This is a genomic window from Bdellovibrio sp., from assembly GCF_036384735.1.
Lineage (GTDB): Bacteria > Bdellovibrionota > Bdellovibrionia > Bdellovibrionales > Bdellovibrionaceae > Bdellovibrio.
Map to the genome: position 1 here is coordinate 1 of NZ_DASVLT010000028.1, position 21768 is coordinate 21768.

At 43.5% G+C, this 21768-nt stretch carries 25 protein-coding genes and 1 pseudogene; 8 read left to right on the forward strand and 18 right to left on the reverse strand.

The annotated features are described in order from the left end of the window. Positions 1-489: 489 nt before the first annotated feature. Positions 490-2151, reverse strand: a complete 1662-nt coding sequence (locus tag VF412_RS08040) for a HAMP domain-containing methyl-accepting chemotaxis protein (RefSeq protein ID WP_331338712.1) — start codon at positions 2149-2151, stop codon at positions 490-492. Between the two features lie 278 nt (positions 2152-2429). On the opposite strand from VF412_RS08040, the gene VF412_RS08045 reads away from it, so the two are divergent. Beyond that, the gene (locus tag VF412_RS08045; protein ID WP_331338713.1) at positions 2430-3512 is read left to right on the forward strand and encodes an outer membrane beta-barrel protein; all 1083 of its coding nucleotides are present in this window, start codon (positions 2430-2432) and stop codon (positions 3510-3512) included. 21 nt (positions 3513-3533) lie between these two features. Here the strand turns inward: VF412_RS08045 and VF412_RS08050 are convergent, their stop codons facing one another. After that, positions 3534-3848, reverse strand: a complete 315-nt coding sequence (locus VF412_RS08050; protein WP_331338714.1) for a hypothetical protein — start codon at positions 3846-3848, stop codon at positions 3534-3536. A 223-nt stretch (positions 3849-4071) separates the two neighbouring features. On the opposite strand from VF412_RS08050, the gene VF412_RS08055 reads away from it, so the two are divergent. Beyond that, complete coding sequence (locus VF412_RS08055) at positions 4072-4482, forward strand: DUF333 domain-containing protein (RefSeq protein ID WP_331338715.1); 411 nt, start codon at positions 4072-4074, stop codon at positions 4480-4482. Positions 4483-4543: 61 nt separating this feature from the next. Here the strand turns inward: VF412_RS08055 and VF412_RS08060 are convergent, their stop codons facing one another. Continuing rightward, positions 4544-4846, reverse strand: coding sequence for a hypothetical protein (locus VF412_RS08060; protein ID WP_331338716.1), 303 nt, complete (start codon positions 4844-4846; stop codon positions 4544-4546). A 380-nt stretch (positions 4847-5226) separates the two neighbouring features. Here VF412_RS08060 and VF412_RS08065 point away from each other — a divergent pair, with 380 nt between their 5' ends. Then, positions 5227-6549, forward strand: a complete 1323-nt coding sequence (locus tag VF412_RS08065) for a chloride channel protein (protein ID WP_331338717.1) — start codon at positions 5227-5229, stop codon at positions 6547-6549. A gap of 12 nt (positions 6550-6561) precedes the next feature. Here the strand turns inward: VF412_RS08065 and VF412_RS08070 are convergent, their stop codons facing one another. Together VF412_RS08070 and VF412_RS08075 are read right to left on the reverse strand one after the other, a co-directional pair. After that, on the reverse strand, positions 6562-6837 hold the full coding sequence (locus VF412_RS08070) for a helix-turn-helix transcriptional regulator (protein ID WP_331338718.1): 276 nt from the start codon (positions 6835-6837) through the stop codon (positions 6562-6564). Positions 6838-6976: 139 nt separating this feature from the next. Further along, on the reverse strand, positions 6977-7174 hold the full coding sequence (locus tag VF412_RS08075; protein ID WP_331338719.1) for a hypothetical protein: 198 nt from the start codon (positions 7172-7174) through the stop codon (positions 6977-6979). A 150-nt stretch (positions 7175-7324) separates the two neighbouring features. Here VF412_RS08075 and VF412_RS08080 point away from each other — a divergent pair, with 150 nt between their 5' ends. Together VF412_RS08080 and VF412_RS08085 are read left to right on the forward strand one after the other, a co-directional pair. Next, entirely contained in the window at positions 7325-7528 is a 204-nt protein-coding gene (locus VF412_RS08080; RefSeq protein WP_331338720.1) for a SlyX family protein, read from the forward strand. Between the two features lie 2 nt (positions 7529-7530). Next, positions 7531-7968, forward strand: a complete 438-nt coding sequence (locus VF412_RS08085) for an NUDIX domain-containing protein (RefSeq protein WP_331338721.1) — start codon at positions 7531-7533, stop codon at positions 7966-7968. A 2-nt stretch (positions 7969-7970) separates the two neighbouring features. Here VF412_RS08085 and VF412_RS08090 read toward each other — a convergent pair whose 3' ends face one another. From VF412_RS08090 to VF412_RS08110, 5 genes are all read right to left on the reverse strand, one after another. Beyond that, a complete protein-coding gene (locus VF412_RS08090; protein ID WP_349259000.1) occupies positions 7971-8555 on the reverse strand; it encodes a TMEM175 family protein in 585 nt (194 codons plus the stop codon). A gap of 79 nt (positions 8556-8634) precedes the next feature. Next, entirely contained in the window at positions 8635-9033 is a 399-nt protein-coding gene (locus tag VF412_RS08095; protein ID WP_331338723.1) for an OsmC family protein, read from the reverse strand. Further along, positions 9011-9454 (reverse strand): hypothetical protein, encoded by a 444-nt coding sequence (locus VF412_RS08100; protein ID WP_331338724.1) that lies wholly within the window; start codon positions 9452-9454, stop codon positions 9011-9013. Before VF412_RS08100 ends, VF412_RS08095 begins: the two co-directional genes overlap by 23 nt. Positions 9455-9467: 13 nt before the next feature. Continuing rightward, positions 9468-10166 carry a pirin family protein gene (locus VF412_RS08105; RefSeq protein WP_331338725.1) on the reverse strand — a complete coding sequence of 233 codons (699 nt, stop codon included), beginning with the start codon at positions 10164-10166 and terminating at the stop codon, positions 9468-9470. 128 nt (positions 10167-10294) lie between these two features. After that, positions 10295-12115: an amidohydrolase gene (locus VF412_RS08110; RefSeq protein WP_331338726.1), complete on the reverse strand. Its 1821-nt coding sequence runs from the start codon at positions 12113-12115 to the stop codon at positions 10295-10297. Between the two features lie 94 nt (positions 12116-12209). Between VF412_RS08110 and VF412_RS08115 the strand changes: the two genes are divergently transcribed. Further along, entirely contained in the window at positions 12210-13091 is an 882-nt protein-coding gene (locus VF412_RS08115) for a LysR family transcriptional regulator (protein WP_331338727.1), read from the forward strand. A gap of 2 nt (positions 13092-13093) precedes the next feature. On the opposite strand, the gene VF412_RS08120 is transcribed toward VF412_RS08115, so the two are convergent. Beyond that, positions 13094-13843, reverse strand: coding sequence for a J domain-containing protein (locus VF412_RS08120; protein WP_331338728.1), 750 nt, complete (start codon positions 13841-13843; stop codon positions 13094-13096). After that, the gene (locus tag VF412_RS08125) at positions 13840-15420 is read right to left on the reverse strand and encodes a tolA protein (RefSeq protein WP_331338729.1); all 1581 of its coding nucleotides are present in this window, start codon (positions 15418-15420) and stop codon (positions 13840-13842) included. Before VF412_RS08125 ends, VF412_RS08120 begins: the two co-directional genes overlap by 4 nt. Before the next feature lie 122 nt (positions 15421-15542). Between VF412_RS08125 and VF412_RS20060 the strand changes: the two are divergent. Then, positions 15543-16428 (forward strand): annotated as a pseudogene (locus VF412_RS20060) (SDR family oxidoreductase). A 114-nt stretch (positions 16429-16542) separates the two neighbouring features. Here VF412_RS20060 and VF412_RS08140 read toward each other — a convergent pair. The 3 genes from VF412_RS08140 to VF412_RS08150 form a co-directional block, all read right to left on the reverse strand. Further along, positions 16543-16710: a hypothetical protein gene (locus VF412_RS08140; protein ID WP_331338732.1), complete on the reverse strand. Its 168-nt coding sequence runs from the start codon at positions 16708-16710 to the stop codon at positions 16543-16545. A 38-nt stretch (positions 16711-16748) separates the two neighbouring features. Then, the gene (locus VF412_RS08145; protein WP_331338733.1) at positions 16749-17252 is read right to left on the reverse strand and encodes a BON domain-containing protein; all 504 of its coding nucleotides are present in this window, start codon (positions 17250-17252) and stop codon (positions 16749-16751) included. Between the two features lie 187 nt (positions 17253-17439). Then, entirely contained in the window at positions 17440-18279 is an 840-nt protein-coding gene (locus tag VF412_RS08150; RefSeq protein WP_331338756.1) for a mechanosensitive ion channel family protein, read from the reverse strand. A gap of 522 nt (positions 18280-18801) precedes the next feature. Between VF412_RS08150 and VF412_RS08155 the strand changes: the two genes are divergently transcribed. Further along, entirely contained in the window at positions 18802-19596 is a 795-nt protein-coding gene (locus VF412_RS08155; protein ID WP_331338734.1) for a substrate-binding periplasmic protein, read from the forward strand. Here VF412_RS08155 and VF412_RS08160 read toward each other — a convergent pair. The 3 genes from VF412_RS08160 to VF412_RS08170 all read right to left on the reverse strand — a co-directional run bounded on the left by VF412_RS08160 (position 19593) and on the right by VF412_RS08170 (position 21697). Continuing rightward, positions 19593-20336 (reverse strand): substrate-binding periplasmic protein, encoded by a 744-nt coding sequence (locus tag VF412_RS08160; protein ID WP_331338735.1) that lies wholly within the window; start codon positions 20334-20336, stop codon positions 19593-19595. The two genes, VF412_RS08155 and VF412_RS08160, sit on opposite strands and share 4 nt — an antisense overlap. Before the next feature lie 138 nt (positions 20337-20474). Beyond that, entirely contained in the window at positions 20475-21191 is a 717-nt protein-coding gene (locus VF412_RS08165; RefSeq protein WP_331338736.1) for a BON domain-containing protein, read from the reverse strand. Positions 21192-21412: 221 nt separating this feature from the next. Continuing rightward, positions 21413-21697: a helix-turn-helix transcriptional regulator gene (locus tag VF412_RS08170; protein ID WP_331338737.1), complete on the reverse strand. Its 285-nt coding sequence runs from the start codon at positions 21695-21697 to the stop codon at positions 21413-21415. Positions 21698-21768 lie beyond the last annotated feature (71 nt).

The following is a 21768-nucleotide window of genomic DNA, read 5'->3' on the forward strand; positions in this document are numbered from 1 at the left end:
TTAAATTCTGTTTCATCCCAAACAAGCTAGCTTTTACGCTGTTGTTTGTTCGAATATTTTTGAAATTGTGTCGAATAATTGCTTATTCAACTAAGAGCCCAAAAATCTTTTCTTCTAGCTATTCAGTTTTCAAAGAGCGAACTTTTTCTCAGCATTAATTTGCATTGTTGCTGAGAGGTAAGGTTTATATCGAAGGCTTAATGCCCTGTCAACACCCTAAAATCATTTTTCTCAAAAATCTTTTTGAAAGATTATTCAGAAAAATGCTCGTGTTCATCTGCCGAAGATTAACTTTGAATACAAATCAAAGAGTTAACTCTTAGTCAGAGGTCGTTTTAAAAACGGAACATCGAAGGAGACCGGGTTATAGATTAGTTTCGCGGAGCTCGGCAAGCATTTTTTAAAAACTTTTTGCCGCAGACATGCAAATGCCCATCTATGCTTAATAAGTGGGCATTTTTGCGGATTTTTGCTTTATTTTCGAGCTTTTCAGAAACCTTCTGCGCTGCCGATTTTTGATCTTGGATCATCATCCTCATCAAAAGGAATGGTAGCCTTAGCAGATTTTGCGACCTCAATAGTCGCTTTTGCTACTTTTTTAAGCGGAACTACATTCGAAGATTTGCCCGAGTTAGTAGGAGAGGGTTTAGCTATTAACGTTTTTTTCTCTGTCGTTGGAGTAGTTTTTTTCTCTTGAGAACTCACACCGATCACGTTGAGATTCAGATCCATCGTAAGCTGACTAGATGTCTCTGCGAGACTATTGATTTCACCAGTGGTTGCTGCGATCTCCTCTGCTGAGGCCGCATTCGATTGAGATGATTGATCCAACTGATTCATTGCTTTACTAATTTGTTGAATCCCTGTCGTCTGCTCGCCGCTAGCAGCGGCAATTTCATTATTTAAGTCAGATACCTTTTTGATGGAATTCACGATGTTCGCAAGAACTTCACCGCTTGTATCTGCAATCTCACTGCCTCTTTCCACTTGAGAGACCGAGTCTTTAATCAGTGATGAAATATCCTTCGCGGATGATGCGCTTCTTTGCGCCAAGGCTCGAACGGCCTCAGCAACAACGGCGAAACCTTTCCCTTGCTCTCCCGCACGAGCAGCTTCGACTGCGGCATTCAACGCCAATAAGTTTGTTTGGAAGGCAATGTCATCAATAACAGAAATGATCTCTTCGATCTTTTTAGATGACTGAGAAATTTCATTCATAGATTGAATAAGATTTTTGATTTCAGACTCGCCTTTTTCCGCGGCCTCTTTCGAGGCTGCTGAAAGAGCTGCCGCCTGTTTGGCATTGTCTGAATTCATTTGCACCATAGAAGACATCTCTTCAAGGGCCGCCACGGTTTCTTCTAAAGATGCTGCGGCTTGCGTGGAGTTTTGGGAGAGAGCGCCGCCCGCTTCACTCAATTGGTGAACCGCATCTACGACGCGGCTGTTTGCGGAAGAAAGGTTTGCAGCGATAGCGCCTACAGAATTTGAGATTTTTGCAGCCATAAGAAGTAATAGCCCAAAAATGGCGAAGCCCACACAAAGAGTGACCAAAGAAATCAAATATATTATTTGAGAGCGTGTCACTTCAAATGCTTTAGCCTCAATGCCGGCTCTGGTATGGTAGTAAGCTATCACTTTCTCGTTGAAATTTTCAAGACGAGTGGCAATAGGATGAAGCTCTTCATCCAGGACCTTGCGTGCTGCACTTACAGACTCGGGAGTGTTTTTCTCTAAATCAGCGAGAATAGTTTCTGCTTTCTCTAGAAATTTAGGGAAATCGCCTTTCACGTCCTCATACATTTTTTGCTCTTCAGGTGCAAAAGAAGCATTTGTATATTTTTTGAAACCATCCTTGAACATGGCAATGGATTCTTTACTTTCCTTTACAGTCTTTGCACGGTCCTCGGGATTGACGATACCTTCCCAAATACGATAGCCGAAACGGTTTTGAGCAATGCGCATGTCATCTATTGCGGAGATGTTTGGAAGAATCTCAGTGTGGGTACTTCTTACGATAGCGCTGATCTGACTGAGACCATTAAATGTAAAGCCAAAGATGACAGCAAATGCCAGGAACGGAAAAACTGAAACAAATAAAAGACGACCCTTAATACCTTTAAACCAAAGGGTCAGAGAACTCTGCGCCATGCTCAAGCCTTTCGCACAATCGTAATACGATAAAAATTCTTTCGACTTTTCTTTTCGGACAGATTTGCCTGAAAAATTAGGGCCCCGGTTTAGGCAGCAGAAAATTTAATGTTCGATTTCTTTTTGAGACTGATAAATTTCAAATCTAAAAAAACTAACATTTGGACATTCAAGTTTAGATTATATTTTACTTCCTGGACTTAAGGAAGATCCAGCTTTCCCGATATTTGTCTTGCTACGGATCTTCAAAGATCCGTCAAAGAAATCAGGAGAACACCTTGAGACTTAAAATAATCAGCCTTCCCATCATCGCTACCTTGTGGGGCTTGAATGCATCGGCGACTGACGTTGCGGGACTTACAGTTAAAGGTGAAGCTAGCTTTGACTATAACTTTCTTTCGTCCGGCGAAAACACCTACCCCGCAGTTGGTGGGGCTTTGAACGAACAATATCGTTTCAATCAGGCCCAACTTCAACTTACAAAGGAAACTGACGAGCTTTCATTCCTAGCCCGTCTTAATTATCAGCCGACGAGCTATCAGACAACCGCAGGAACATCCCAGGCCAACATCGGCACGTTGGATCAATTAGAGCTTTATTATAAGTTTACTCCGACATTCTCTGTGGGATTTGGTCGCCTGTGTTCGACACTGGGTTTCGAATCTCTCTTGAAGTCTGAGAATGTGTTTTATAGTAACTCTGTCTCTTACCAGACAATCTTGCCCGGCTATGGCGAAGGTCTTCGCGCGAGATACAATCCTGGTGAATGGTTGACGGTCTCTTTGAGCACATACAATAGAAGTACCTACAACCTTTTTGGCGACGATTATACGACGACGAAAACAACCGAGGCCTCAGCAACAGGTGTCGCTGGTCGCTTCCTTTGGTTCGCGGGCTATCAATGGGGCACAGATGGCGATGGAACGGCTCCAAATCCAAAGGTCGATAAGAGTTCTGGCAACGTTTGGACCACATATAAATTCTCTGATGACTTCCTATTCACTGCCTCCTATGACAACCGCACACGTAAGCAAGATGGCAGCACCATGAATTATACCCAATCCGTCTTGGGGCAATTGTCTTATGCATTCCAGTGGCATACTTTGGGCCTTCGCTATGAAGCTCTTTTAGGGGCTGGCGAATTAGATGCTTTGAATGGGCTTTCAACGCCGACATACTATCGTGGCGCGGATAAAGTTCAGGTATGGAGTGTCGTAGACAAGTTTAATCTGTCAGAGCATTTCAACTTATACGTGGAATATCGTCATGATGGTGCTGATCAAGCTGTTCTTACAAACAGCAAGGGTGACGCCACAAAAGAACTTCATATGATCACCCTTGGAGCTTTGGCTTATTTCTAATTTTAACAGAGGTCGCTTAAACTACTGCTTTACGATCAATAGACCTTCTTTAATGATTGCATTGCCTTCGACTTGAATCTCGGAGGCATTTTCGTTGATAACTCGTGATACAACACCTGTTCCGACTTTTTCTTTACGGCAAAGCTTTACCTTGGGGCCTTGGCAAACCTCTTCATAAAGAGCGACGCGGTCCCCCTCTTTTACAGAGATATTTTTAGTTTGAATTTGAGCATGAGTGGAATCAATTTTCATCGATACCTTTGCTTGTTGTGGAACAGCGGCAAAAGCTGCGGAAGAGAAAATAAGGCTCATGATCGTGATTTTTAAGGCTTTCATAAATTCTTCCTCTCTTTAGAGATAAGCTCACTGATGAAAATTGCAAGAGGGTTGCCAAGCGTAGAACAAATCCTAAGGGTTCTGAGGCATTTCACCTGCATAAGCTTTTAACACCCCTCTGCCCTTTATGTCGTCATGCAGAACTTTTTTACCATCTCATGGTGAGACGACATTTTCCAAGCGGAGCCTTTGACTCATCGGCTGAGGCCTTCAAAATGAAGTTATGAAGATCTTTCTCGTGAGTGCCTTAATCGTGATCTTAATGACAGTGAGCTTACTCGCTGCTACGGACCCTACGGCGGTGATGATGAGGTATTTCTCGAACACCAAAAATCAGTACGAGAATATCAATATCGTCTCCTATCAAGGATTTAAAATTTCAGAGAACTGCCTTGAGAATCAACCGCCAAAGTGCGAGGCCTGGATTGCACTTCAAGAAAAAGTGACCCCTCAAAACTCTGCCACCCCATACATCGGCAATCCCGCGGCGAGATATTGTTTTGATCACAATGCCAACAACCAGGTACTCTTTGATAAACAGAAAAAAGAATTCGACTACTGCATGTTCAAGGATGGCTCCGCCGTAAGCGCGTGGGATCTTTATAACAAACACTTCGGTACAAGTAAGAAATAAAAAAGAGCAGCCTCCTAAGACGCTGCCCTTCATGGAAGTTCATTTGAAAAAATCAACCAAACTAACTTGCGGAATCAGAAGAAGAGGAACTGCTAGAGTCTTGCTGTTGTTGCTGCCCATGTGGAGGACGTGGAGGATGGTCAAAGCCCTTTGATTTCATGCACGCGTCCATTGTTGCACGATCCGCATCACTAGGACGTTGGCCAGGTTCCGGCTTCTGCAAATTGTTTTCACTAATGCATGCCTCAAAAGCAGCGCGAATAGCATCATTATTTCCTGAAGACTGTGCTCGACCAGCAAGAGGCGCCAGCATCGCTGTAAGAGCAAATACCATCAGAAAGTCTTTTTTAATAGATTGTTTCATTCTTTTCTCCCTTGTCGGATGTGGTGTTATGAGCACCGTTACTCATGATTTAAGGATAGAGAGAGATGTTGGAGAAAAGATGGACGTTCAAAAAATCTTTCGTTCTATTTTGAGATTCACCAGCAGACATAGATCAACTTGATTGGAAATCTCACGTCTAACTCCAAAGTCCTTACACAAATAGATGGTCTGTGGAATTTCATCGTCTAAAAGTCGCGGAGCCTGTCCTGTCGTTGCAAAAATAAATTTTGTCTTGGCCTTGCGTAGAGACTCAGAACTTGTCGGTTTCGATTGATTTTTGACACGCCGTTTCGATGCAAGGTCCAATGCATTGACCATTTTTCCGTCGCAGAACAGGGTCAATGCACGGGAGAAAATTTGTGATCGAAACTGAATTGATTCAACGTCGTCGTATTTTATTTATCTGTTTTTTATGCTGTGGAGTCGCTGTAGCCGCTATGGGTATCGCACAACTTCTTCTTTGGGGCATCCAACTTTTTACTAATATCTTCTATTTTCAATCTTTCTCTCTGACAGAGCGGGCCCCTGGAGAGAACACCTTAGGCTGGATGGCTGTATTTGTTCCTGTCATTGGTGGGTTGATCGTAGGTTTAATGGCGCGCTTTGGTTCCGCTGCAATTCGTGGCCATGGCATTCCCGAAGCGATGGAGAACATTCTTCAAAAAGAAAGTCGTATCCCTCGTCGTATTACATTCCTTAAACCTCTGTCTTCAGCAATCGCAATCGGATCTGGGGGACCATTTGGTGCGGAAGGACCGATCATCGCTACTGGCGGTGCTTTGGGCTCATGGTTAGGACAGGTCATTCCTATGAGTTCTTACGAAAGAAAAGTTATCCTTGCTTCTGGAGCTGCGGCCGGCATGACGGCGATCTTTGGAACTCCGTTAGCAGCAGTTTTGCTTGCCATTGAACTTTTGCTTTTTGAATTCCGAGCAAGATCCTTCATTCCTGTCGCTTTAGCGACTGTGGTTGCAGCGACCCTGCATACAATTTTTATTTCCAAAGATGCCTTCTTCGCGATGCCGGATCTTACATCGCCGGACATTCCAAATTTGATTTTGTATCTAGTATTTGGAGCGGTCATGGGGGTTCTTTGTGTGGCCGTTACGAAATCCATTTACTGGATTGAAGATGCGTTCGAGCATCTGCCTATTCACTGGATGTGGTGGCCAGCTATTGGAGGTCTTGCTGTCGGATTGATTGGCCTGGTTGAACCACACAGTCTTGGAGTGGGTTACGGAAATATTACCTTGAGTCTTTCTGGAAAGCTGACTCTTGCGGCCGCGGGAAGTATTTTGGTTTGGAAGTTTCTTTCTTGGGCCATTGCTTTGGGCAGTGGAACATCCGGCGGAACCCTTGCTCCCCTTTTGACTTTGGGCTCAACATTTGGACTGATTGTCGGAACTTTGCTAGCAACTTATTTCCCTGAGTTGCACGTCGATCCACAAGCTCTTGCCCTGGTGGCCATGGCTTCGTTGTTTGCTGGATCATCGAGAGCTCTTTTGACATCGGTGGTTTTCGCGTTGGAAGCAACAAAACAACCTGTAGGACTTGTGCCTTTACTTGGCTGTTGCTCAGTTGCTTACCTAATTTCATCCTTGATGATGCAAAATTCAATTATGACTGAAAAGATCGTCCGTCGCGGCACCAAAGTTCCGCACGAATACTACCCTCGCCTGTAGTCCTTGGCCGGACTACCTCGAAGTTTTGAATTTACGTTGAAGAGCGACCGTGGTTTGACGAATTTCCTCTTCAAGAACCACATCAAAAAGTTTTTCAGCAGAAATGCGATAGAACTCTGCCAATTTTTTTAAAACGGAAATTGGCGGAGATGAAATGCCTCTTTCCCAGTTAGAGATGAATTGGGCTGTATCGTAACCAAGATGATCTGCAACTTCCTTTTGAGAGAATCCTGCAGCAACGCGTCTCTCTTTTAGGAATTGCGCTAAATTTCGAACCTTCTCTGCCATACCAATTTCCTCCGAATGGGCAGAAACTAACAGCAACTAAACAAAATCACAATACAGAAGCTCATTAAATTTTGAATTAGCGTTCCTAACGGAGTTCTTTGAGAATATTCGAACTAAATGATTGATTCCTAACAATCGATTAATAATGGTTGATTCGATTACGATGCCCTTCTGAATCAAGCACCACCGTTTCCGTTTTATCTTCCATTTGTTTTACATTATCTAACTCTTGTGAGGACTCAGTTAATCTGTCATCGCCTTTTGGGGAACGAGGTCTGAATAATCCCCAAATGTCTGAACGCGGATGGGATTCTTTGTGATTATGAGATTCAGCCATATAAAAACCTCCTGGCTGGATTATAATATCAAATTCAAGCGACCTTTCCCTTGTAAAAACCGGTAATTTTTTGGCTGAAAGGCGCCCTAAGGCCTGAGACTTCTGGACAGATTCTTTCAAAAATGGGATGAACTCTTCAGGAGTTTAAGAATGCTAGAACAACGCCTGACTGATATTGAAATCAAAGTAGCTCATCAAGATCACGTGATCGAAGAGCTTCACCAAGTTATCTATGAACAACAAAAGACCATCGACAAGCTACAGAGCACTCTAACGATTATCAGTAAACGCATTCAAGAGGCTTTGGGCGACGGTACTGAGATCCGTGGCCACGAAAAGCCACCTCATTACTAGTTATGAACCCGTTCAAATTTCGTAAAGGCGTCTGTGGGATCTTTCTTTCTAAATCAGGAAAAATTCTGATGGGAGAAAGAGCTCTCGATCCAGGTCAGTGGCAACTTCCTCAGGGTGGACTTGAGGTTGGCGAAACTCCCCTACAAGCTTTAGAACGCGAAATGTTCGAAGAAGTTGGCATTACCGATATCAAAATTCTTAAAGCAACTACAGATTGGATTCATTACGAATGGCCCTTAGGGCTTTTCGATAGCAAGTTTTTGGGGCAACAACATATTTACTATATTTTAGACGGGAACTCTCTAGACCCCAAAATTCTAGGTCCTACAGAGGAGTTTGCACGCTTTACTTGGCATTCTGTCGACGAAGTTTTAGCGATGATCATTGAGTGGAAAAAAGAGGCCTATCTGAAAGCCTTTCGAGAGCTTGGGCTGATTTAAAATCAGCCCTCGGTGTGAACCAAAATATTTTCGATACGACGATCCGGAACAAGCCACATTCCCGCAACCCCTACATAGATCAAATAAGAAATCCATGATTCGTAAAATGCTGCCGCGATAGCAATGGCATATAGAACAACCGAAATCTTTCCTTTGTAATCACATTTCAGGGCGCGAGCCAACGTCGAATCGGGTCCTTCGATACTGAGCAACGTTCTGGTCAGAATATAATAAGCCACACCTGACATCATCAGATTGAATCCATAAAAAACCACCGGCCAGAGCAGAAAATGATTTTCCCCCATCCACGCTGTCGTGAAAGGAACGAGTGACAACCAGAAAAGAAGATGCAAATTCGCCCACAGGATCGCCCCATTTACCTTGCGGACACTGTGCATAAGATGATGATGATTGCTCCAATAAATTCCGACGTAAATGAAACTGATCAAATAGCAAAATAACGTCGGCAACATTGGAACCAAAGACGATAATTCCGGCGAATGCGGAACTTTGAGTTCTAACACCATGATCGTGATAATGATTGCGAGCACCCCATCACTAAAAGCCTCAAGACGTCCTTTATTCATTGTCATCCCTTCGTGATTATCTATTGAAGCATTCACCAAATACTCTGTCACTGCCTGGCATCACCTTTTGGGAATTATCTTATTGGGCCGTAACTGGCTCGACAACCTTCGTATCAATTGAGATATGACTTTCCAAAATAAGATGGATCGGACATCTTTCAATGATATCCGCGAGACGTGTTCTTTGTTCGTCGTTCAGGTCTCCATTAAAAGTTACCTGGCGAGAAATTTTTGTTTCCTCTTTGCTTTCAGAAAGAATTTCCACTTTCACTTCCGTCGATTCCAACTTCCATTGTTTGCGATTTGCATACATCTGCGCTGTGATGATCGTGCAAGCGCTCAAAGCCGCCTCAAGAATTTCATGAGGGCTTGGGCCTTCATCATCACCTCCCTTATCAACCGGCGTTCCTGCCGTGATTTCGAAGTGGTTTGCTACGATCTTTGCACCTAAATTACTAAAGCGGCGTCCCTGAACCATTGAAATGCTCTCTTTCTTTGTCTTTCTTGGTCTCTTTATTCTCGATCTGGCTTAAAGCCTCACGCAGTTTTAAATGCAGAAGCAAAAACTCAGGATCTTCGCCTAAATGATGCTGATACCTTCCATAAATAGCAGAATGCCCATCCGCTTTATGTAAAACCGCGTCTATTTGCATTCTAACGCCATCCAAATCAGCGTCCGTTAAAGCTTCTTTTTCATCTACCATTGCATCGATGTCAGCAATCAAAGCTGAAAATGGCTGAAGCCAGCGAAAATTTCGATCATTAGTCAACATTTGTAGAAAATCGAAAGGCATAATTCTACGCTGATAGTATTTCTCCGCATCCACCCGCTCCTGTTCTAAGAAGCGACGGTGGAGGTCTTTTAAGCGTTTACTGACTTCGTTGAGTTTATCTTTCATTTCACACTCCTTATTAAGGAAGATCGAACACGATAAATTCAGAACCTTTTTTCCATTGAAGTTTCAAATGATCCACATCTTGGATGGCCGCTCCGTCACCGGCTTGAAGAGTTTCGCCTTCAACGCTGACCTGACCCTTAATCACCTGAACCCAGAGATGACGATGCGCATACGTTTTCAATGTTTTCTCACCGTCATCTTGCGCTTTTGCAGCATACATATCAACGTCTTGATTGATCGTGATCGAACCATTTCTGCCATCTTTCGAACCAACAAGAATCAAATCGCTGCAACCGAAATCGTTTGAGAATGATTTCTGGTCATAACTTGGTTTCATTCCTTGTTTTTCTGGCATAATCCAGATTTGCAAAAAGTGTGTTTCCTTATCAGGCATATGATTGTATTCGGAGTGACGAACACCTGTGCCAGCTGTCATTCTTTGCACTTCACCTGGACGAATGACAGTGTTTGTACCCATCGAGTCTTTATGTTCTAATTCACCTTCAATCACGTAAGAGATAATTTCCATATCGCGATGTCCGTGAGTATCAAAACCAGTTCCACCTTCAATACGATCTTCGTTGATAACGCGAAGAACGCTGTAACCCATAAAACGTGGGTCGTAATAATCTGCAAATGAAAAAGTATGGCGAGATTTAAGCCAGCCGTGTTCTGCAAGCCCTCTGTCTGATGATTTTCTAACTGTGATCATAATATCCCCTTTAAGCTTAATTTGTTAATCGCTTTGATGAACACAGTATCGGCCCTAAAGACGATAAATGATAATACTAGTTTTTAATAATAATGATTCATATAACTTATCATCTTTAGAGGCCCGCATTAAAAAGCCCAGCAAGAGCAGCCTAAGCTCCAATCCAGGACCGCCTCTTCAAGGCTATAGCGAACTGTCTTGGTTTCCACGTGTTGGGTGCAGCATTTTCTTTGGGCTGTCAGCGAGTTCGCCCAACGATTTTGATAGCCCCCAAAATATTTTACCGGAGACCAATCTGGCATTGGGGGAGGCAGCTCCGGAGAAAGGCCTATAAAATCACCGCCTCCGTGAACGACTTTTCCTCCGACAACAGTCAGAACTGAATACAAATCTTTAATCTGCTCGTCATGAACCTTCATATAGTCGTCGCTCACAACAACAAAATCAGCCAGTTGATTTTCTTTCAACTGCCCTCGCAAACCCTCTTCATTCGAGAACCATGTATTGTCCAACGTCCAAAGCTTCAATGCCTGTTCGCGGCTGAGACATCTTTCATCAGGATACATTTTTAGACCACCCACTGTTTTTCCAGTGACCAACCAATACAGACTGACCCACGGGTTATAGCTCGCAACACGAGTGGCGTCAGTGCCCCCGCCTACGGGAACCCCTGCCTTCAGCATTTCAGGAATCGGCGGGGTGCGCTGTGCCTCATCGATCCCGTAGCGTTCAACAAAGAACTCGCCCTGATAAGCCATGCGATGTTGAACAGCGATGCCGCCACCAAGTGCTTTTACACGCTCAATGTTTTTCTGTGAGATGGTTTCAGCATGATCGAAGAACCAGTGAATACCATCGAAAGGAACATCGCGATTTACTTTTTCAAAGACATTCAAAGCCCGCTCGATAGTCTCGTTATAAGTCGCATGCAAACGGAAGGGCCACCGTTTCTCTGCGAGGAATCTAACGACCGATTCAAGATCCTGCTCCATAGATTCAGGCATATCGGGACGAGGTTGTCTAAAGTCCTCAAAGTCTGCGGCAGAGAAAACCAACATCTCACCCGCGCCATTATGCTTGTAATATGCATCGCCTTGCCCGGGTTTTACAACTTCAGCCCAATGTTTGAAGTCTGAAAGCTCCTCTTTAGGTTTTTGTGTAAACAGGTTGTAAGCAATTCTTAAGGTGAGTTGTTTTTCCCCGGCGAGCTTATGAATCACCTCGTAGTCTTCCGGATAATTTTGAAATCCACCACCGGCGTCGATGACTCCCGTGACACCAAGACGATTCAATTCACGCATGAAATGTCTTGTTGAGTTGATCTGATAATCCAACGGCAGCTTGGGGCCTTTTGCCAATGTTGAATATAAAATCATTGCATTGGGTTTCGCTAAAATTAATCCCGTGGGATTGCCATTGGAGTCTTTAACAATCTCACCACCTGGAGGATTCGGCGTATCTTTGGTAAAACCGCAGACTTTCATTGCCGCCTTATTGAGGAGCGCACGATCGTAGAGATGCAAAATGAATACAGGCACATCAGGAGACACCTCGTTAATTTCTTCCAATGTTGGAATTCGGCGCTCGGCAAATTGATAGGCTGTGAATCCCCCAACAACGCGAACCCATTGCGGAGCTGGTGTGCGCTGTGCCTGCTCTTTTAGCATGCGCAAAGCCACTGATACTGACTCGACTCCATCCCAACGAAGTTCCATGTTGTAGTTGAGTCCCCCACGAATCACGTGAATATGTGAATCAATAAGTCCCGGAATCACGCGCTTGCCTTTTAGATCAATCATTTTGGTCGTTGCTGATTTGAAAGCCATCACCTCTTTTTCAGTCCCGACTTTGATGATGCGATCCCCTGTCACTGCAATCGCTTGCGCTTCCGGCTTTTGTGAGTCCATTGTCGTGAAAAGACCATTAAAGAAAATACTATCTGCGTTCATGAAATCCCCTCATCCCATCACTTTAATATTTAACATCAACAAGAAAAAGACGTATTTTATTATGAATTAGATATTTTTTAATGATCGAGGCTTTATGAATTTAGATCAGCTTGAAGTGATCAATGCCATTGTTGAAAAAGGAAGCTTTCGCGCTGCTGCAGAACATTTACATCGCTCGCAACCCGCACTCAGCACCAGCATTAAAAATCTAGAGGAAGAATTTGGGATCCTGATCTTTGATCGCAACGAGTATCGACCTAAATTGACAGAAGCCGGTGCTGTTTTTCTAAAAGCAGCCCGCACAGCTCTTGATGCTGCAAATCAAGCGGCCAGAATCGGCATTGAGCTTGGTAAAAACAAAGCCGAAACCAAACTTCGCATCTCTGTGGATCCGCTGGTTTCTCTGGAGGTTTTAGAAGTTATTGCTCAAGAATGCGCAAAGCCAACGATTCCTGTGAACTTGATCATGGAAAGAACCATTCTAGGGGGCGCCACGGAAGCCCTGCTTTCAGAAGATGTAGATTTGGCATTGGCCCCCGACACAGGCAGCAATAACAGTAAGATCGAAAAAATCGTGATTGAAAGTGTTTCTTTAGTGGGAGTCATCTCGAAAAAACTTCTCGAAGGAAAAACGAAAGCCACATCTGGCCTGTTGAAAAAGCACGCACAAGTTGTGGTTTACGACAAAGATCTTAAACAAAAAACCGAAGACTTACCCATCAAAACGCTGCTGGATGGTGGTGGTTATAAAATCTTTGCGCCGGATCATTTCACGAAACTTCGCCTGATTGAAAAAGGTGTGGGTTGGGGAAGAATTGCTAAAACTGAATTTGAAAACACGAAAGGTCTTATCAGTATCGAAAAGAATCTTTGTGAACCGTTAAGTCTTGAATTGTGTTTGATGAGATCAAAACACAGACCTATTGGCCCAACTGCTCGAAAAATTTGGAAGCTGTTCGAAGAAAGAACGACATAATTCTACAGCATGACGTCCACGAAGCGTTTGAAAAAGCCTTCTCCGCCACAGCGAGCAGTATCCTGATAAAATTTCACAGCTGCGCGCGCCTCCGGACTTATGTTTTTAGCATTCGCTGCGGTGTCAGCTGTTGACGGTGAAGCCTTCGATGATGATGCGTTCGCCGAAGCCTCAGAAGTACGACTTGATGCTCGTTCTGAGAAATCGGAAGCCGCGGAATCATTTGAGGAAGAAGCGCGAGAGTCGGAGCTAGAACTGTTCGTGGATGAGGCCTTATCCGCACTTCGCTGATAAGAAGAATCTTGCTTAGGCGTTTCCGATGATTTTGTACTTGATGTATTTTTAGGTTTTTCCGTAGTACCAAAATCTTGCGGAGTCCATTTTTTGGCCTCTGATGCCGTAAATCCGGATGTGCGACCAGCGCCAGTGCCCGCGCTGCCAGATACTTTGATACTCAGGTCATATTTTTTCCGAGCTACCGCATCGGAGAGCACATCGCGAGCTGGGTTGATCCTAGCAAGTACCGTATTCGCCGCTTTCTTTTTAACGGGATCTGTGTCGTAACGATCTGGGTGATACGCCTTCAACAAACGTCGATAAGCTTTCTTAATCTCGTCTTCTGTGGCATTCGGATTGACTCCAAGAATATCATAATAAGTACTCTTAGGATTCATGATGCGACGAATTTCATCCGCTGTTTGTGCATGAACTTGCATTGATAAAAATAGACTTAGAAGGAGGAACCATTTCATCGACAAACTCCTCCGGCTGAAGATTCGCGGATCGCCTCAGATACTTTCTCTGGCTTTTGCTTTATTAGCGTCAATACTTTTTCACGCTCTTGAGGTGGTAGATCTGACAAGTATCCTAAAAATGCACCCATCTCGTCAGAGCTTACATTTTTTTGGCTCTTCTCTAGAATTTTGAGGACGTCTTTATCCGCTGAGATTTCTTTGAGAGACACGGCCAAGGATTTAATACTTTCAGTTTCGATAGCAGCCCCTTCACTGGCCACTTTTGCGAATGAACCTAAACGTGAAGCTTGCGCGGCCTCTTTCATCATCTTGAGCCCCGTGCCAATAGGAAGAATCGATACGGCCGAAAATCCCGCCTCAGCTAAATCAGAATAAGCTTGATGTTTTGCTTGGTCTGACCTTGAAAAACCACCAGAAAGACCTTCACCAAATGCTGACGAACGTAAGTTACTGGCATCCGCAAAAGAGTCGTATGCCTTCGACGAGGCGTACAGGGCTTCTCCTCCACCAGCGACTGTTCCAGCAATGGCGACACCGGTGGCAACCGTTGATAGTGTTGCGGCGGCTGCCGTACCAGATAAAACTGCAGCTCCGACACCAGCGCCCACACCTGTCACAAGTAAAACGCCCCCAACAATAAGGCCTCCCCAAAAGAATGCTTTATCGAGCGTTTGTTGATGGCTTACTTTGATGTCATATCCTTGAAGAACTTTGCAGACCAAGTCCGAAGATCCCGGATTTTTCAAAAGAAACTCAGCGACCGCGGCCGGGTTTGTCACAATTAGACTTTGTAAAGAATCCGTCGCAGATTTACCGGTAAGACCATTTAAATAATCTTCATTTCTTTTTAATTCACTTTGCACTTCAGAAAATGCAGTTTTGATATCATTTTTAGAAATCAGATCTTTATCTTTTCGATCTTTCAGTGCCTTTGTATATAAAAGAAGTTCTAAACCTTCTTGTGGCGTCCGTGCTTTAAGATCACGTTGACGATCCATCAAATCCGCCGCTGTATCGATAGGATCTTTTGCTGCAATATCCTTCCAATACTTTTTCGTGGCCTGCAATTGGCTCTGAGCGATTTCTAAAATTTCATTTTTTGCATTTTCCTGAACACCGTTTTGAAGATCTTTATTAAAAAGTTGTAGCTTTTTATTTTGGGAAACAGATTCCAAACAGTTGCTTGGCGCGAGTGCTTTAATGTTTAAAGCTTTCGCAACAGCTTCAGAAACTCCTTTTGCAGCCGCAGTGGACACGACACATTTTTCTAAATGTTCTTTCAAAGAGATTGCAGCTAAAAGATTTCGCCCCTGCTGCAGAACCACTTTGCCTTGAACTGAGTGCAACTCTTGAACTTTCTTTGGATTAGATAGCAAAGATTGAAAAGACTTCCTAAAAGACTCAACGACCTTAGGGTCATCCACGTTAGCAGCGGTCCAGCCAATTTGCTTTGTATAAAGCAATTCAAGATCTGAAGGTGAAGCCTCAGATCTTCCACAAGCCATTATTAAAAACACAGAAATAATAAACACGCGCACGTCTATTAGATCGGCATAATTGTTTAGGTAAACCACAGGCCCTTAAGCTAGTTCTTTATTTACAACTCAAGCAGCTCGACTTGAACCAAGCAAAGTACATCTTGTTCTGTAACTAAAAAGGTTAAATCCTAAAAAAAGACACCGACCAAGGGAGTTTTATGGAGCAAAAACCTCAGATCAACACAGAACCAAAACCGCCGTTTCCAAAGCAGAAACAAAGGCCTCCAGGGATTGAAGCAGATATGAACTTAAGACCATACTACCATGCTCCCCTTTACAAAGCGGCAGGAAAGCTTCAAGGCAAGAAGGCCCTTATCACGGGTGGCGATTCTGGAATCGGTCGCGCCGTTGCATATCTTTACGCTCGCGAAGGCGCTGATGTGGCGATCACATTTTTACCTGAAGAGCGTATTGATGCCGAGGAAACTCACAGTGAAATTGAAAAAATAGGACGAAAATGTTTTCTAATTGAAGGCGACTTAACAGATAGAAGCTTCTGCAAAGAAGCGGTTGAGACCGCCATCGAAAATCTGGGTGGCCTAGATATTTTAGTGAATAATGCCGCTCACCAAATGCGCAAAAAAAAATATTGAGGATATAACCGATGAAGAATGGGATCGAACTTATAAAACCAACATCTATGCTTATTTTTACTTAGCCAGAGCAGCCGTTCCACATTTACAACCAGGCTCTTCCATTATTGCCACTAGCTCTGAGACAGCCTTCTTAGGCCCCGAAGATCTGCTTGATTATGCATCTACCAAGGGCGCGATTAATACTTTCACAAAAAGCCTGGCGAAAATGCTTATATCAAAAGGTATTCGCGTGAATGCGGTGGCACCTGGCCCTGTGTGGACGCCACTAAATCCTTCTGATCAGGGATCTTCCCCAGAAAAGATTCAAAATTTTGGATCACAGCAGCCCATCAAGCGACCGGCACAGCCCGAGGAGTTAGCCCCTGCTTATGTCTTTTTAGCCTCTGATGCAGATTCTAGTTATATAAGCGGTTCAATTATCTCTGAAATGGGCGGCCTTCCGAGTTAACAGTCTGAGCTCTCTCATCGATATCTAAATAAAATGGCGTTAGATTTCTCTAACGCCATTTGTTCGCTAGTTCTTCAAATATCCGTTACCATCAAAGATAACCACAGGATGAAGCTAGCGCTTACCGGATTTTTTGTCATTCAAATGCTCGATTTTATCTCCAGCATCGTAAATGGCTCTTCCAGTTTTAGGAGCTTTTTCAGATACTCTTTGTCCTACTTTTTCAATTTTATCGCCGAGTTTATGTGATGTGCTCTCTTTGCTGTCTTTCAGATTAGCCATAAAATCCTCCTTGTTGGTTCATTTAATCATCTTGTTATCTAGTGTAAATCTGGCGAAGGTGTAATGTCCCTTATCGCAGGCCCAACCATCAATTGATTATTCACATCTTTAACTCCAATGCAGCTTGCAACCACATCCTCTGCAAGAATCTTCATGCGCTTCTGAGCCACAGTTCCATTTAGTGTGACGTGCCCCTCGCTGACCGAAAAATCTATATTAGAAGCATCAAATCCGGGATGAACCGCGAACATTTCAGAGATGGCTTCCTTGATACGCTCATCTGTCGGCTGGGCTCCTCGAGGATTCAGGCCTGCGAAATTCTGCGTGGGAGTATTAGTAAAATTTCTTCTGCCCAAACTGTCGTAGTCATTTTCAGGACTGTAAGTTGAATTAGACATCTCAGTTGGTTGACCTTCGTAGATATTCGGCGATCTCCTTGAAATCCACTCTCGGTCCTGACCAGACAGAACACCGTAATCCCATTCAGATTCAGAATCTTTTTTGGGATTCTCATTTTGGTTTTGTTCACGAGAGGTTCCCATAAATTCTCCTTTAAATGATGCCAATCTTCGGAATACTCACCCATGGCGCAGTTTTTTAATATCGACCTCCGATGCGAAAAAGCTCACCCTCATTATCGTCCCCACTCAGAGAATGAAAAGTCTTAAAGGGCCATTTTCTGAGAATGGACAATAGTTTTTCGTACTTATGTTGCTATCGCACACTGGCTTAATGACTCGTTTCGGAAGAGGGAGGAGGTGTAGAATGTTCAGCAGTTTGAGTTAAAGATTCTTCTTTATATTCTTCAAAGCTATTCGAAATCTTGAAAGCCTGCATAGGCACTGCAAATGGAATTCCTGCCTCTTTAAAGCGCTGAATGAGTTTTACAAGAAATTCCTGTTGAGCATCCATGAACTTCAAATAGTCGGGATCATTTACCCAAAAGATAGTTTCAAAATTAATGGAAGAACTTCCGATGTCTGAAAGATGGGCTCTCTCAAAAATCAGAATTGGTATTGACTTAACAAACTCCTGTATCCAACCTGGCACCTCTTGAACTTTCCCAAGAGGGGTATCAAAAGGCACTGAAAACTTTAACGCCACACGCCGCTTCCACATGCGCTTAAAATTTTTTACGCGGCTTTCGAGTAAATCCTTGTTAGCGAAAATAAGCTCTTCACCCGTCAAGCTGCGAACACGCGTGGTTTTAATGCCTATATTTTCTACTGTCCCCTGATCATTGCCGACAACAATGTAATCACCAACTACAAACGGCTTATCGAGAACAATTGACAGTGATCCGAAAAGATCACCTAAAATATTTTGAGCAGCCAATGCGACAGCAACACCGCCGATGCCCATCCCGGCCAACATTGCACCGATATTCACGCCCAAATTACTGAGCGCGATCATAACTAATGCCAAAATTAAAATAGCGTTTGTCGCAGTTGTAATAAGATTTATGGCAGAGGCAGCCCCAGCATCATGGCTCACCTTTTTTGCAAGATAGTCTTTCTGCCATGTTTTGAGTGAGTGTGCTCCCCAAATTCCCACCTGAACAGTGGTCATGATCACAAATAGGATATAAATCAGGCGATGAGCTCGCGGTTCATCATCGATGAAATTTGAAAGCGGATACAAAGTCCAAATAAAAATGGCCCACATTCGCGTATTTGAAAAACACGTAACTAAAACATCGTCAAATTTCCATTTCGTTTTAAGACTCACCGCACGCCAACGAGGTGTGATGAAGTGAATTGCCGCTTTAAGTACAAAAGCTACAACACAAGCGATTCCAATAGCCGAAACCCATTCTAGCGGACCTCCGTCTTCAATGATTGGACTAAAGTGAACGATGTCCTCCATGATGGTCCCCTTTCTGATCGACAAGATATTTTAAAACTCTGATAATTCTTTCTTCATTAAAAGCATTCGAAACTGAAGAAACACAAAGATGCCTTTAAATCTGAGAGTTCCACTTGTTAACGTTGCGAGAGTTGTTTTTGGACAAAAACTCATACTCATTGATCTCTAACAAGTTTCGGGTGATATTGTTAAAGCATCCCGCCCGGAACTTTTTGAAGGTGTGCAATGGCAAAGGTCTTTCTTTTAATCTTTATTTTCTTATCCGTTTTTTTAAGGCGGGCCGCTGCCGATTCTGTTCGTATCACAACTGGCGAATGGGCTCCATATACTTCACACACGTTACCTAACGACGGCTTACTTTCTGAAATAGCTCGAGCCGCTTTTGCAGATCAGGGCATCACTATGACACTGGCCTTCTTTCCTTGGGGCAGAGCTGATCAGCTATCAAAATCCGGAGAATGGGATGGAACTATCGCCTATGCGAAGAATCGCGATCGGGAAAAATATTTCTTGTTCAGCGATCCGCTCTATGTAGGAAAATATGTCCTCTTTCATTTAAAGAAACATCCACTTGAGTGGAATACATTGGCAGATCTTAAGAATGTTCCCATGGCATCAACTATTGCTTTCGGTGGCATGGGGCAAGAATTCTTAGATGCAGAAAAGGCGGGACAACTTAAAGTTGAACGACTTCCCTCCGACGTGCAAAGTTTCAATATGCTTTTCAATGACCGCGTAAGGGCGGTACCTAGTGATCTTGAGGTGGGACTTTTCCTAATAAAAAAGAATTTTCCAAATGAAATGAGTCGAGTTACCTACAGCAGTCATCCCATCAAAAACTCGGAGTATCGGCTGGTGATTTCTAAGAAAAATCCCCTCGCTGCAAAACTCATTGAGTCGTTCAATAAAGGACTCAAAAATTTGAAAACTTCCGGGCGTTACAAAAAAATTCTTAATAAATGGAAAACAATCTCTCCACGGGACAACACATCTATTGCAAGATTAAAAATTGAATCCTAGTGGATTTGTGATCCGTATTTTTTAAAAATTGCAGACAGTTTCCCAGATGACTTTAAATGATCAATGGCTGAGTTGACTTCTTTAACCGTAATTGTGCCCTTCTGGCTTACATTGCAACTGATGGGATACTGCTGCAATAAAAGACGCTCATGACCTTCTTCAATGGACGGATTTTTAGTTTTAAAGTAATCCAAAAACAATTCATCCGTTACGACATAAGCCAAACGCCCTTTTTCCAACTTGGCAAGATTGGCTTCTTCAGACGGACCATCTTCACGCTCTATGCGCTTGTCTTTAAAAAAAGGATCTAATCGTGGATAGACATAGTTCAAAATAGTGCCGATCTTCTTACCGATAAGATCCGTCAGGTGTTTCGGCATAGGTGTTACCCCTAGGATCACTTCGCGCTTATTGAACAATGTTTTGGACCAAACGTAGTCATTAGTCGGAGGCGCCCACGCCCTGCTTGCATAACAAAGCACATCCACTTTTCCACTCACCAGATGACTGTGCAAACGATAATGACTCAAAACACTGATCTGAACCTTACGTCCCATTTCGCGAGCCAAGGCTTCCGTATATTCAGGAAGAATCCCAGAAATCTTGTCGCCGCTTTCGGCAAAAACAAGAGGTCTTGCCAGACCATCAGGAATAGCTGCAATCAAAACATCACTCTTTCCATGACAAAGAGCCGGAAAAACAAACATCAGTACTACAACGATAAGATTCCATGACTGCATCGATCTCAATGTGCCGCAAAACCCTTGTTATATCAAACTTGATTTAAATTTTAATCAAACAAAGGACAATTTGCGAAAATCTTATCGATTATGCGCCTATGACTCCCCTACATAAACCAAATAGAGGATGATGAGATGTCAGCGGCTGTCTCGCTCCAGATTCATGCGAATCATATTATGAACTTCTTTGACTCCGGAACTACGCTCCGCAATTTCCTCAGCAATCCTTTTCATCAAGCGTTCTTTAACCGTTCCTGACAAAGTGACTTCCGCATCATGAACGACAACTTCAATGTCGGAAGCATCAACTTCCGGGTGCCGAGCCAGGGCCTCAGAAATATCTTCTTTAATCCGCTCGTCGCTACGTGTGTAGCCTTTCGGCCCTTTTCCCGCATATGAGCGCGCCCCAAAATATCCATACGCTCCCAGCTCTGAATTTTTATACGTAGATGCGTCACCATAAGGGCTGTTACTTAGGGGATAACGCTGATTGTACCCATTGATCGAAGATTCATTCTCGTCACGATCAAATTGAGGACCATATCCATAAGAATCCTCTAAATCTCCACGTCCTGAATATGTATGAGTTCCGTAATCCTCATCACCATGAGAGGCTGAAAAGGGATAATCCCGCTCTGGATGACCGCTGAAGTGGCGCTCACCAAAAGTGGGACGATCCCGTTCGGTATTCTCTCTTTCTGAAAAATCGAAGTCGCGAAAGCCACGATCGTGCTCAGAGAAATCTCCTCCCATGCTGTATCGATCTTTTTCAGAATCATAACCTCGGTTTTCATCGGCAGCGCGATTCCATTCACTGGAACCATATCGATTTCGCTCAGGTCTATATGTGCTCATAAAAACTCCTCGATAAGATGGATTCTTTCCCCAACTTACATCAATCCGATAAAGGATGATGCAAAACACAGGTCTCTATTTTGAAAATCAGAAAACACCATTGAAAATTTGCACCTTAACAACAGCAATTCAAGGGCAAGTCGCAAGCTTACGATGAAGACTATTCGCAAAGTCAATATCGCTAGAAAGAAAGAGGGAAGTCTTTATGACTTCCCTCTTTCTTAGTTGAATTCAATAGCTTCTAGAGAATCACCAAGCTCCCACTTGCCTTCGGCTTTTCGTTGGGCGATCTCGATGGATTCCTGAATGTACATCTCACGCATTTCCTGGTGAGATGTGCGATATATTTCGCACATTCTTTTTAATACATCGACAGGAGGGCGACTGGTTCCCCGCTCCAGGTTTGAAAGAAATTGAGGCTTTTTATAACCTAAAAGTCGTACGGCTTCCTTTTGCGAAAGAGCGGCATTTAAGCGCTGCTCTTTAATATATTTTGCTAAGGTCATTCTCCTTCCTATCTGCATCCTTCAGATTAGATATGTCCCAAAGACTGTACTGTCTGCCCTGCTATCTTATA